At 54.4% G+C, this 12,519-nt stretch carries 13 protein-coding genes; all 13 read left to right on the top strand.

All coding sequences use genetic code 11. The features are described from left to right. Positions 1-145 precede the first annotated feature (145 nt). The 13 genes from pspA to pgmB all read left to right on the top strand — a co-directional run bounded on the left by pspA (position 146) and on the right by pgmB (position 12,517). The gene (gene pspA, locus FFS28_RS02820; protein ID WP_102890762.1) at positions 146-814 is read left to right on the top strand and encodes a phage shock protein PspA; all 669 of its coding nucleotides are present in this window, start codon (positions 146-148) and stop codon (positions 812-814) included. A 53-nt stretch (positions 815-867) separates the two neighbouring features. Next, positions 868-1,092: an envelope stress response membrane protein PspB gene (pspB, locus tag FFS28_RS02815; RefSeq protein ID WP_006175623.1), complete on the top strand. Its 225-nt coding sequence runs from the start codon at positions 868-870 to the stop codon at positions 1,090-1,092. After that, positions 1,092-1,451 carry an envelope stress response membrane protein PspC gene (gene pspC / locus FFS28_RS02810; protein ID WP_006175609.1) on the top strand — a complete coding sequence of 120 codons (360 nt, stop codon included), beginning with the start codon at positions 1,092-1,094 and terminating at the stop codon, positions 1,449-1,451. Before pspB ends, pspC begins: the two co-directional genes overlap by 1 nt. A gap of 12 nt (positions 1,452-1,463) precedes the next feature. After that, complete coding sequence (gene pspD, locus FFS28_RS02805) at positions 1,464-1,685, top strand: phage shock protein PspD (protein WP_058608687.1); 222 nt, start codon at positions 1,464-1,466, stop codon at positions 1,683-1,685. A 197-nt stretch (positions 1,686-1,882) separates the two neighbouring features. Continuing rightward, positions 1,883-3,580, top strand: coding sequence for a sugar phosphorylase (locus FFS28_RS02800; protein ID WP_137848704.1), 1,698 nt, complete (start codon positions 1,883-1,885; stop codon positions 3,578-3,580). Between the two features lie 14 nt (positions 3,581-3,594). After that, complete coding sequence (locus FFS28_RS02795; RefSeq protein WP_137848703.1) at positions 3,595-4,887, top strand: ABC transporter substrate-binding protein; 1,293 nt, start codon at positions 3,595-3,597, stop codon at positions 4,885-4,887. A 22-nt stretch (positions 4,888-4,909) separates the two neighbouring features. After that, entirely contained in the window at positions 4,910-5,791 is an 882-nt protein-coding gene (locus FFS28_RS02790; RefSeq protein WP_042319913.1) for a carbohydrate ABC transporter permease, read from the top strand. Continuing rightward, positions 5,778-6,620 carry a carbohydrate ABC transporter permease gene (locus tag FFS28_RS02785; RefSeq protein WP_006175599.1) on the top strand — a complete coding sequence of 281 codons (843 nt, stop codon included), beginning with the start codon at positions 5,778-5,780 and terminating at the stop codon, positions 6,618-6,620. The genes FFS28_RS02790 and FFS28_RS02785 overlap by 14 nt, the downstream gene beginning before the upstream one ends. 28 nt (positions 6,621-6,648) lie before the next feature. Next, the gene (ycjQ, locus tag FFS28_RS02780; protein WP_137848702.1) at positions 6,649-7,701 is read left to right on the top strand and encodes a D-guloside 3-dehydrogenase; all 1,053 of its coding nucleotides are present in this window, start codon (positions 6,649-6,651) and stop codon (positions 7,699-7,701) included. Between the two features lie 17 nt (positions 7,702-7,718). After that, entirely contained in the window at positions 7,719-8,507 is a 789-nt protein-coding gene (ycjR, locus tag FFS28_RS02775) for a 3-dehydro-D-guloside 4-epimerase (protein WP_137848701.1), read from the top strand. 11 nt (positions 8,508-8,518) lie between these two features. After that, positions 8,519-9,577 carry a D-glucoside 3-dehydrogenase gene (gene ycjS, locus FFS28_RS02770; RefSeq protein WP_137848700.1) on the top strand — a complete coding sequence of 353 codons (1,059 nt, stop codon included), beginning with the start codon at positions 8,519-8,521 and terminating at the stop codon, positions 9,575-9,577. Further along, positions 9,571-11,850 (top strand): glycoside hydrolase family 65 protein, encoded by a 2,280-nt coding sequence (locus FFS28_RS02765; protein WP_137848699.1) that lies wholly within the window; start codon positions 9,571-9,573, stop codon positions 11,848-11,850. The genes ycjS and FFS28_RS02765 overlap by 7 nt, the downstream gene beginning before the upstream one ends. After that, a complete protein-coding gene (pgmB, locus tag FFS28_RS02760) occupies positions 11,843-12,517 on the top strand; it encodes a beta-phosphoglucomutase (RefSeq protein ID WP_137848698.1) in 675 nt (224 codons plus the stop codon). The genes FFS28_RS02765 and pgmB overlap by 8 nt, the downstream gene beginning before the upstream one ends. The last annotated feature ends 2 nt before the right edge of the window (positions 12,518-12,519 follow it).

Below are 12,519 nucleotides of genomic sequence, written 5' to 3'. Positions count from 1 at the left end.
GCGATATTCACCAGATGAGAGTAGGGCGCACCGGCGCAAAAATCAACCTCTTGTATAAAAATCAATAAGATAAAAAGTTGGCACGAGGATTGTATTAGCTAAACAGCAGGGCATCGCCCGATAACAGAACTATGAGGATTGAATTATGGGTATTTTTTCTCGTTTTGCCGACATCGTGAACGCTAACATCAACTCTCTGCTGGAGAAAGCGGAAGACCCGCAAAAGCTGGTGCGTCTGATGATTCAGGAGATGGAAGACACGCTGGTTGAAGTGCGTTCCACCTCTGCTCGCGCGCTGGCTGAGAAAAAACAGCTTACGCGTCGTATCGAGCAGGCCACCGCTCAGATGAATGAATGGCAGGACAAAGCCGAGCTGGCGCTTCGCAAAGAGAAAGACGATCTGGCCCGCGCCGCGCTGATCGAAAAGCAGAAGCTGACCGATATGGTGGCGACGCTGGAGCATGAAGTGACGCTGGTGGATGACACGCTCACCCGCATGAAAAAAGAGATCGGTGAGCTTGAGAACAAACTCAGCGAAACCCGTGCCCGTCAGCAGGCGCTGGCACTGCGCCATCAGGCGGCAAGTTCTTCCCGCGACGTTCGCCGTCAGCTGGACAGCGGTAAGCTGGATGAGGCCATGGCGCGTTTCGAATCCTTTGAACGTCGTATCGACCACATGGAAGCGGAAGCGGAAAGCCACAGCATCGGCAAGCAGAAAACGCTGGATCAGCAGTTCGCTGACCTGAAAGCGGATGATGAAATCAGCGAGCAGCTTGCCGCGCTGAAAGCCAAAATGAAGCAAGATAACCAATAATAATTGTGCGGCACCCGAGCGTGCCGCCACGCATCGTAAGACAAGGAGTACACATGAGCGCGCTTTTTCTGGCTATTCCACTGACCATTTTCGTGCTGTTCGTTTTGCCGATCTGGTTATGGCTGCATTACAGCAACCGTTCTTCGCGCGGCGAGCTGTCGCAAAGTGAACAGCAGCGGCTGGCGCAGTTGTCCGATCAGGCGAATAAGATGCGCGAACGCATTCAGGCGCTGGAAGCCATCCTGGATGCGGAACATCCGAACTGGAGGGACCGTTAATGGCTGGACTGAACCTGAATAAAAAATTATGGCGTATCCCTCAGCAGGGCATGGTACGCGGCGTATGTGCCGGGCTGGCACATTACCTTGACGTCCCGGTGAAACTGGTACGCGTGGTTACGGTGCTGTCGATTTTCTTCGGTCTGGCATTCATTACCCTGGTGGCTTATATCGTATTGTCATTTGTGCTCGACCCGATGCCTGACGGCGAGCTGGATGCCGAAGGCGCGCCCACCAGCAGCGATCTTCTCAACGCGGTGGATACCGAGCTTGCGGCAGGTGAAAAACGACTGCGCGAAATGGAACGTTATGTCACGTCCGATACCTTTACGCTGAGAAGCCGTTTTCGTCAGCTTTAAGAGAGAGATAATATGAATCAACACTGGCAACAGGCCGGTCAGAAGGTAAAACCCGGCCTGAAAATCGCAGGTAAACTGGTCCTGCTGACGGCGTTACGCGTTGGCCCGGCAGGCGTCGCTGGCTGGGCAATCAAATCTGTTGCCCGTAAACCGGTCAGAATGCTGCTGGCGGTGGCGCTCGAGCCATTGCTGCAAAAACTGGCAAAGCGCGTTTCACGTCGCTTCTTTTCCTGATACCTCCTTCCTTCGCTAACCCGTTCTCCTGATGGAAAAGGGTTAGCGATACCCCTGATATCGTCCTTCCTTTTCCTCGATCTTTGCGGCAGCTCACAATAATGATTTGAGCTGCCTGGCGATCGTGTTTTTCTGGCGCCAGGTCCGTTGACAGATATTTTTCATGGGAGTAGATTGCGCTTCGTGGGACCGCTACCATGGAAATCAATGTGAACGATAAAATTAAGCAATTAATCGGTTTTGTTTATGCCGAATCATTCTCTGATGCGCATTATGCGACGCTGCTGGAAAAAATCTCCAGCGCCAAAAATGTCATTGCAGAAAAGCGTAAAGCCAGTTGGGATGAAAAGGATGTTGTGCTGATTACCTATGCCGATCAGTTTATGGCACCAGGTGAGGGGGCATTATCGGCTTTTACCCGTTTTTATAATAAATGGCTCTCCGACTCTTTTTCTCACGTCCATCTTTTACCTTTTTATCCGTGGTCATCTGACGACGGTTTTTCTGTTATTGATTATCATCAGGTCGCCCCTGAAACCGGGACGTGGCAGAATGTTGCCGAATTAAAACGCTCGGCCAGCCTGATGTTTGATTTCGTGTGCAACCATATGTCGGCCAAAAGCCAGTGGTTCGCAAATTATCTGCAACAAAAGCCAGGGTTTGAAGATTTCTTTATTTCTGTTGATCCGAAAACCGACCTTTCTGCCGTGACTCGCCCACGCGCATTACCGCTGCTGACACCCTTTACCCTTCACGATGGCAGCGTCAGACACCTGTGGACGACGTTCAGCGATGATCAGATTGACCTGAATTTCGCCTCGCCGGAAGTGTTAATCGCCATGGTGGAGGTTCTGCTTCACTACCTTGCCGAAGGTGCCAGCTATATTCGCCTCGATGCCGTCGGGTTTATGTGGAAGACCCCCGGCACCAGCTGCATTCATCTCGAAAAAACGCACCGCCTGATCCAGCTGTTCCGCGCCATCGCCGATGATGTCGCACCGGGGACGGTGATTATCACCGAGACGAACGTTCCGCATAAAGATAATATTTCTTACTTCGGTAACGGCGAAAATGAAGCGCAGATGGTCTACCAGTTCTCCTTGCCGCCGCTGGTGCTCCATGCCGTTCACCGTCAGGATGTGCGGGCGCTTTGCCAGTGGGCAGCGTCCCTGAATCTGCCGTCCACGCGTACCACGTGGTTTAACTTCCTGGCCTCCCACGATGGAATTGGTCTGAATCCGTTACGCGGCATTCTTCCTGAACCTGAAATTCTCTCTCTGGTCGAGAAACTTCAGCAGGAGGGGGCGCTGGTAAACTGGAAAAATAACCCTGACGGCACGCGAAGCCCTTATGAAATCAACGTCACTTATCTTGACGCATTAAGTGCAAAAGCGAGCAGCGATAGCGAACGTATTTCACGCTTTATTCTCGCCCATGCCGTACTGTTGAGTTTCCCGGGTGTGCCTGCCGTATATATTCAAAGTATTCTTGGTTCCCGAAATGATTATGAAGGCGTCGAGAAACTGGGTTACAACCGCGCAATAAATCGTAAGAAATATAGTGAAGGGCAGGTTGATAGTGAACTCAATGACGATAACAGCCTGCGCAATAAAATATATCAACGCCTCAGCGCATTAATTGCTATACGACGCGCCGAAAAAGCGTTCCACCCTGACAGTCAGGCTTATTTCACTCAGCCAACTGAGCAGGTTTTAAAAATAGTGCGCGTTGCGAAAAATGGCGAGCGCATTACGGGTTTATTTAATTTCAGTGATTGTATTCAACACCTGACCACCAATATTGAATCCGGTCAGGAACTGATTGCCGGTGTAATGATAAGCGGGACGGCTCTGACGCTTAATCCATGGCAGGTCATGTGGATTAAAGAACACTAAAAAGGACTCCTAAAATGAAAATGCCCAGAATTGTGCTGTTATCAGCACTGGTTTCGTGCGCCCTGTTAACAGGCTGTGAAGACGATAAAACCTCTGCCGTCACCATCGAGTTTATGCACTCCTCGGTGGAGCAGGAGCGTCAGGCGGTGATCACGAAACTGATCGAAAAATTTGAGAAAGAAAACCCGACGATCACGGTGAAACAGGTCCCGGTCGAAGAGGATGCGTATAACACCAAGGTCATTACCCTGGCCCGTACCGGCGCACTGCCGGAAGTGATTGAGATTAGCCATGATTATGCAAAAGTCATGGACAAAGAGCAGTTGCTGGACCGTGACGCTATCGCAGAGGCCATCAAAGCCGTGGGTGAAGACACCTTCTACGACGGTATCCTGCGCGTGGTGCGTACCGAAGATGGCACCGCATGGACGGGCGTGCCAGTCAGCGCCTGGCTGTCCGGCGTCTGGTATCACAAAGATGCCCTTGCCGCGGCGGGCATTGAAGAGCCACACAACTGGGACCAGCTGCTGAAAGCCAGCCAGGCGCTCAACGATCCGGCTAAAAAGCATTACGGCATTGCGCTGCCCACGGCTGAAAGCGTGATGACCGAGCAGGCGTTTTCGCAGTTCGCGCTTTCTGGCGGTGCGAATGTCTTTGATGCGAAGGGTGATGTCGAAATCGACACGCCAGCAATGCTAAAAGCACTGACGTTTTATAAAGCGCTGGCGGCGACCACCATGCCAGGCTCTAACGACGTCATGGAGATCAAAGACGCCTTCATGAACGGCTCTGCGCCGATGGCCGTTTATTCCACCTACATCCTCCCGGCCGTTTATAAAGACGGCAACCCGGCCAATCTGGGCTTTGTCGTCCCGACTGAAAAATCTTCAGCGGTGTACGGCATGATCACCTCGCTCACTATTACCACGGGCCAAACCGAAAACGAAACCCGGGCGGCAGAGAAGTTTGTCACCTGGATGGAGCAGGCTCAAAACGCCTCCGACTGGGTGATGATGTCGCCGGGCGCTGCGCTGCCGGTTAACAAGCTGGTGGTCGATACCGAGTCATGGAAATCCAACGGCGTGATCAAAGCCTTCGGCCAGCTTCCTTACGAACTGATTGCCCAGTTCCCGAACGTTCAGGTGTTTGGGGCGGTAGGGGACAAAAACTTCACCCGTATGGGCGATGTGACGGGTTCCGGCGTTATCAGCTCGATGGTGCATAACGTCACGGTCGGCAAGCAGGATATCCCTGCCACGTTAAGCAACAGCCAGAAACGACTGGCCGATCTGATCTCACAACGATAGGAGCGCTCTGCGGAAGGGAATTATGAAGACGTTGTTTTCTGGTCGATCAGATATGCCTTTCGCCATGCTGCTGTTGGCCCCCAGCCTGATACTGCTGGGGGGCCTGGTGGCCTGGCCTATGATTTCCAACATTGAAATCAGCTTTTTACGCTTGCCGCTGAACCCGCGCATTAGCGCCGTGTTTGTCGGCCTGGATAACTACATCCGCATTCTGAGTGATGCGGCGTTCTGGCACTCGCTGTGGATGACGTTCTGGTATACCGCGCTGGTTGTTATCGGCAGTACGGGACTGGGGCTGGCCGTTGCCATCTTCTTTAACCGTGAGTTCCGCCTGAGAAAAACGGCGCGCTCGCTGGTGATTTTATCCTACGTCACGCCATCCATCTCGCTGGTGTTTGCCTGGAAATACATGTTCAACAACGGCTACGGCATTGTGAACTATCTGGGCGTGGATCTGCTGCATCTGTATGACCAGGCCCCGCTGTGGTTCGACAATCCGGGCAGCAGCTTCGTGCTGGTGGTGCTGTTTGCTATCTGGCGCTACTTCCCGTACGCGTTTATCTCGTTCCTCGCCATTTTACAGACGATTGATAAGTCGCTGTACGAAGCGGCGGAAATGGACGGGGCAAATGCCTGGCAGCGTTTTCGCATCGTGACGCTGCCCGCCATTATGCCGGTGCTGGCAACGGTCATTACGCTTCGCACGATCTGGATGTTCTACATGTTTGCAGACGTTTATCTGCTGACGACGAAGGTCGATATTTTGGGCGTCTATCTCTACAAAACAGCATTTGCCTTCAACGATTTGGGCAAAGCAGCCGCTATCTCTGTCGTGCTTTTCGTGATCATCTTTGCCGTCATTCTGCTGACCAGAAAAAGGGTAAACCTCAATGGCAACAAATAAACGTGTACTGGGCCGTATCGGTTTTTATCTGGGGCTGGCGGTGTTCCTGATTATCACGCTGTTCCCGTTCTTTGTGATGCTGATGACCTCGTTCAAAAGCGCAAAAGAGGCGATCTCGTTACACCCGACGATTTTCCCTCAGGCGTGGACGCTGCAGCACTACGTCGACATCTTTAACCCGCTCATCTTCCCGTTTGTGGACTACTTCCGCAACAGCATGGTGGTGTCGTTAACCTCGTCTGTCATTGCTGTGTTTCTTGGCACACTGGGCGCGTATGCACTCTCCAAGCTGCGCTTTAAGGGACGTGCCACGATCAACGCGAGCTTTTACACCGTCTACATGTTCTCCGGCATATTGCTGGTGGTGCCGCTGTTTAAAATCATCACCGCGCTTGGGATCTATGACACCGAAATGGCGCTCATTATCACCATGGTGACTCAGACGCTCCCTACCGCGGTGTTCATGCTGCGCAGCTATTTCGACACCATTCCGGACGAAATAGAAGAAGCGGCAATGATGGACGGCCTTAACCGCCTGCAAATCATCTTCCGCATTACCGTCCCGCTGGCGATATCCGGGCTGGTGTCGGTCTTCGTCTACTGCTTCATGGTGGCCTGGAACGACTATCTGTTTGCATCCATTTTCCTGTCCAGCGCCAGCAACTTCACCTTGCCGGTGGGGCTGAACACGCTGTTTAGCACGCCAGATTACATCTGGGGTCGCATGATGGCCGCATCGCTGGTGACCGCACTGCCGGTTGTCATCATGTACGCGCTGTCTGAACGTTTTATTAAAAGTGGTTTGACCGCTGGTGGCGTAAAGGGCTGAAGCGGCCAATTTTAACAAGGAGTGAGTCATGAAGAAGTTAGTTGCGACAGCACCTCGTGTGGCTGCGCTGGTTGAATATGAAGATCGTCCCGTCGCGGCACATGAAGTCAAAATTCGCGCCCGTTTTGGTGCGCCGAAACACGGTACCGAGGTAGTGGATTTCAGAGCGGCGAGCCCGTTTATTGACGAAGAATTTAATGCGGAGTGGCAGATGTTTACCCCGCGTGAAGAGGGCGCAGCACGCGGGATCGAGTTCGGCAAGTTCCAGCTCGGTAACATGATCGTAGGTGACATCATTGAATGCGGTGCCGACGTCACGGAATACCAGACGGGCGACAGCGTCTGCTGCTACGGCCCGCTGCAGGAAACGGTGATCGTAAATGCCGTAAATAACTACAAGCTGCGCAAAATGCCGCAGGGCGCATCCTGGAAAAATGCCGTCTGCTATGACCCGGCGCAGTTCGCCATGAGCGGCGTGCGCGATGCCAACGTGCGGGTGGGCGATTTTGTCGTCGTTGTCGGCCTGGGTGCGATTGGTCAGATTGCGATTCAGCTGGCGAAAAAAGCCGGGGCATCGATGGTTATCGGTGTCGATCCTATCGCGCATCGTTGCGAAATTGCCCGCCGCCATGGGGCAGATCACTGTCTGAACCCTATCGGCACGGACGTCGGTCTGGAGATCAAAAAACTGACCGGAAAACAGGGCGCGGACGTGATCATCGAAACCAGTGGTTTTGCTGATGCGCTGCAGTCTGCGCTGCGCGGACTCGCATACGGCGGCACCATCTCCTATGTTGCTTTCGCAAAACCGTTTGCCGAGGGCTTCAACCTGGGACGCGAAGCCCATTTCAACAACGCGAAGATTGTCTTCTCCCGCGCCTGCAGCGAACCCAACCCGGAATACCCGCGCTGGAACCGCAAGCGTATCGAAGAGACGTGCTGGGAACTGCTGATGAACGGCTATCTCGACTGTGACGATCTGATCGACCCGGTTGTAACGTTCACCACCAGCGCTGAAAGCTATATGAAGTATGTCGATCAGCATCCGGAACTGAGCATCAAAATGGGCGTCACTTTCTAAGCTAAGGAGAGCAAATAATGAAAATCGCAACGCAGAACCAGGCCTTTTTCCCGACGTCGATTATGGAGAAGTTCAAATACATCAAAGAGATGGGTTTTGATGGCTTTGAAATCGACGGCAAACTGCTGGTCGACAACCTTGACGAAGTTAAAGCTGCCATCAGCGCCACGGGCTTACCGGTCACGACCGCCTGCGGCGGATACGACGGCTGGATTGGCGACTTCATCGAGGAGCGCCGTCTGAACGGCCTTAAGCAGATCGAACGCATTCTGGAAGCCCTGGCAGACGTCGGCGGTAAGGGCATTATCGTGCCTGCCGCGTGGGGTATGTTTACCTTCCGTCTGCCGCCGATGACCTCGCCACGTAGCCTGGCGGGCGATCGCAAAGCGGTCAGTGACTCTTTACGCTGGCTGGATGAGCTTGCCGCCCGTACCGGCACGACCGTGTACCTGGAGCCGCTGAACCGCTATCAGGATCACATGATCAACACGCTGGCGGACGCGCGTCGCTATATCGAAGAGAACGACCTGAAACACGTCCAGATCATCGGCGATTTCTATCACATGAATATCGAAGAGGATTCGCTGACGGAGGCTCTGCACGCCAACCGCGACCTGCTGGGTCACGTACACATTGCCGACAACCATCGCTATCAGCCGGGGAGCGGCAGCCTGGACTTCGCTACGCTGTTTGACCAGCTGCGCGCCGACAATTATCAGGGCTACGTCGTTTACGAATGCCGCGTACGTGCCGATGATCCTGCACAGGCTTACCGGGACTCGCTCACTTATTTGCGTGATTGCTAAGGATGATAAGCGTGATGAGTGCTTCTACACCTTCGTCTCTGCGCGTCGCCATTATTGGCGCCGGGCAGGTTGCAGACAAAGTGCATGCCTCGTATTACGCAACGCGCAGTGATGTTCAACTGGTGGCTGTCATGGACAGCCGCCTTGAGCAGGCACAGGCGTTTGCGGAACGTCATGCCATCCCTTCGGCATGGCAGGATGTGCAAGAGATGCTGCGGGCGGTTAATCCCGACGTGGTGAGCGTTTGCTCGCCTAATCGCTTTCATTTTGAACACGTCATGGCGGCGCTGGAGGCAGGTTGTCATGTGATGTGCGAGAAACCGCCTGCGATGACCCCGGAGCAGGCCAATCTGATGCGCATCGCCGCGCGCAAAGCGGGAAAAGTGCTGGCGTATGATTTTCACCACCGTTTTGCCCGCGATACGCAGCTGCTGCGCGAGGCTGTGCAAAACGGCACCTTAGGGGAAATCTATTTCACCTCCGCGCAGGCGTTGCGCCGCTGCGGCGTGCCGGGCTGGGGCGTCTTTACTAATAAAGCTCTCCAGGGCGGCGGACCGCTGATTGATATCGGTATTCATATGCTGGATGCCGCGATGTATGTACTCGGTTTCCCGGCAGTCAAACGCGTGACGGCGCACAGTTTTCAAAAGCTTGGCACCTGTAAACACAGCGGGCAGTTTGGCGAGTGGGACCCTGCGCAGTACACCGTTGAAGATGCTCTTTTCGGGACGGTTGAGTTTTGCAATGGCGGCATACTGCGCCTGGATACGTCCTTTGCGCTGAACATCCGCGAACAGTCGATCATGAATGTCTCATTCTGCGGAGAAAAAGCCGGCGCAACGCTGTTCCCGGCACATATTTACAACGATGAAGCGGGCGAGTTAAAGACGCTGATGCAGCGGGAAGATGCGGATGATCAGCGCCATTTACGCAGCATGGATGCCTTTGTTCGCCATGTTTTGGGCGAGCCTGTTGCGATTGCCGATGCCGAGCAGGGACTGGTGATCCAGCAACTGGTTGCGGCGCTGTACGAATCGGCTGAGAAAGGGGAAAGCGTGACGTTATGCTGAACCTCTCTGTATTAACCGATCCGGGCTTTGACCCACACGGCCTGAATAAATATGCCTCCATAATGGCATGTGGTAATGGCTATATGGGGATCCGCGCCACCCACGAAGAAGATTACACCCAGCAAACGCGCGGCATGTTCCTGGCCGGGCTGTACCATAAAGCCGGGCGTAACGAAACCAACGAACTCATTAATATTCCGGATATTACCGGCATTGAGATTGAGCTTGATGGCGAGCATTTTACGCTGCTGTCAGGGGAGATCCACAGCTGGCAGCGTGAGCTTGCGTTTGCAAACGGTGAGCTGCGACGCAGCGTGCTCTGGCGTTCGCCTGCGGGCAAAACCTACCGTCTGGAAAGTCGCCGTTTTGTCTCCTTAGATCAGCTGTCGCTGGTGGCGATGCAACTCTCCATCACCCCCGTTGATGCAGCGTCGAAAATCGTATTGAAAACCGGCATTGATGCCACGCAAACCAACAGCGGCAGGCAGCATCTGGACGAAGTTTCCGTCAGGGTCTTTGACCCGAATTTCATACAGGGCGTGTATGAAACGCAGGATCGCGCCAGCGATGTAGTGGTGTCGACCTTTTGCCAGCTCTCGTCCGAGAGCGAAAGCTGTTTCGCGGCCAAAAATCGTCGCGTGACGTGCCAGCATGCGCTTGAGGTTGCGGCGGGTGACACTGTCACCCTGGAGAAAATTTGCTGGGTTACCTGGCGAAGCGAAAAAGCGCTCTCGCAGGACGCGTTCGCCCGACATGCCCTGGCAGAGCTAAAAGTCTGTGCGGCACGAGGCTACGAGGCTTTACTCGAAAGCTCAACATGTGCCTGGGAAAACGTCTGGCGCGACAGTCGCGTAGAGGTGGAGTCAGACTCCTGGCAGGATCAAATGGCGCTGGATTATGCAGTCTGGCATCTGACGACGATGACCCCTGCCCATGATGAACGCAGCAGCATTGCAGCAAAAGGGCTGACCGGCGAGGGCTATAAAGGGCACGTTTTCTGGGATACCGAAATCTTCCTGTTGCCTTTCCATCTGTTTACCCGTCCTGCGACGGCTCGCAGCCTGCTGCGTTATCGCTGGTTAAATCTCTCCGGCGCACGGGCGAAAGCTCGCCAAAACGGCTGGCCCGGCGCGCTGTTCCCGTGGGAAAGCGCCGCAAGCGGGCAGGAAGAAACGCCCGAATTTGCCGCGATTAATATCCGAACCGGCGTACGCCAGAAAGTCGCTTCCGCGCTGGCGGAGCACCATATTGTGGCGGATATCGCCTGGGCCGTTGTTGCTTACTGGCAGGCCACGCAGGATGAAACCTTCATGCGCAATGAGGGGCTGACGCTGCTGATGGAAACCGCACTGTTCTGGATCGGACGGGCCACGGAGGTGAACGGGCGTCTTGAAATTCAGGACGTGATCGGCCCTGACGAGTATACGGAACACGTTAATAATAACGCTTATACCAACTATCTGGCCTGGCATAATGTCGACAGTGCGCTTAAGTTTGCCACGAAGTTTGGACGGCAAGATCCTCAGTTCATCGATAAGGCGAACCGTTTCCTTGCGCGTTTATGGCTGCCTGAGGCCGGCGCGGACGGGGTCATTCCGCAGGATGATACGTTCCTGACAAAACCTGCTATTGACCTGAGCCGCTATAAAGCGAAAGCAGGCAAGCAAACCATACTGCTTGACTACTCGCGCGCGGAAGTCAACGAGATGCAAATCCTCAAGCAGGCGGACGTGGTGATGCTCAACTATCTGTTGCCGGAGCGGTTTACGCCTGCGCAGTGTGCCGCCAACCTGAGCTTCTATGAGCCGCGCACGATCCACGACTCGTCGTTAAGCAAAGCCATTCATGGCATTGTTGCCGCACGCTGTGGTGATATCGAGCGGGCCTATGCCTTCTGGCGCGACGGTATCGCCATTGATTTGGGCGATGATCCGCACAGCAGCGACGATGGCATTCACGCCGCCGCGACGGGCGCGATCTGGCTGGGCGCTATTCAGGGCTTTGCGGGACTGAACGTTGTGGAAGGGGAACTGCATCTTGCCCCGCAGCTTCCGTCACACTGGCGCAAACTTGCCTTCCCGCTGCGATGGCGCAACGCGCGGATGTCCTTCACCTTTGCAAATGACGTCCTGACCCTTGAAACCTCCGCACCCGTTACCTTTACGCTGTGGGGCAAAACTCTGACCGCATCAGGCGTGCAGTCCTGGTCTTATCAGGATTTTATTTTGTCTGACATTGGGACCGCTACCACGGAGGCGCGCAGTCATGCTTAAGGCCGTTGTATTTGATTTAGATGGCGTCATCACCGACACCGCACACCTGCACTTCCTGGCCTGGCGTGCCGTGGCGGCGGAGGTCGGTATCACCATCGACGAGCATTTTAACGAACAACTGAAGGGCATCAGCCGCATGGATTCCCTTCAACGGATCCTGCAACACGGCGGGAAAGCAGAGGCGTTTGACGATGGGCAGCGTTTGATGCTCGCGGGTAAAAAAAACGATCTCTATGTGCAATCGCTTGGGTCGCTGACGCAGGACTCATTGCTGCCGGGGATGGGGGAGGTGCTGGCGGACATACGTGCAGCGAAGGTCAAGACTGGCCTGGCCTCTGTTTCTCTCAATGCGCCGCGTATTTTGCAGGCGCTTGGCATTCACAAGGCGTTTGATTTTTGTGCCGATGCCTCGCGCATCGCCCGCTCAAAACCTGACCCGGAGATTTTTCTTGCGGCCTGTGCGGGGCTGAACGTCCGCCCGGAAGAGGCTATCGGTATTGAAGATGCTGCCGCTGGCGTTGAGGCAATCAACGCGGCGGGAATGTTGTCGGTGGGCATTGGCTCAGGCCTGACGCATGCTGGGCTACAACTTCAGTGCACGCAGGAATTGACCTGGAAATGCCTGCAGGATTTCTGGACTTCCCGGACCGTATCGAAAAGGAACTAACA

This window comes from Enterobacter sp. 2VL, from assembly GCF_005503595.1.
Lineage (GTDB): Bacteria > Pseudomonadota > Gammaproteobacteria > Enterobacterales > Enterobacteriaceae > Enterobacter > Enterobacter cancerogenus.
The sequence above is the reverse complement of the archived record's forward strand: the minus strand, read 5'-3'. Positions and strand labels throughout refer to the sequence as shown.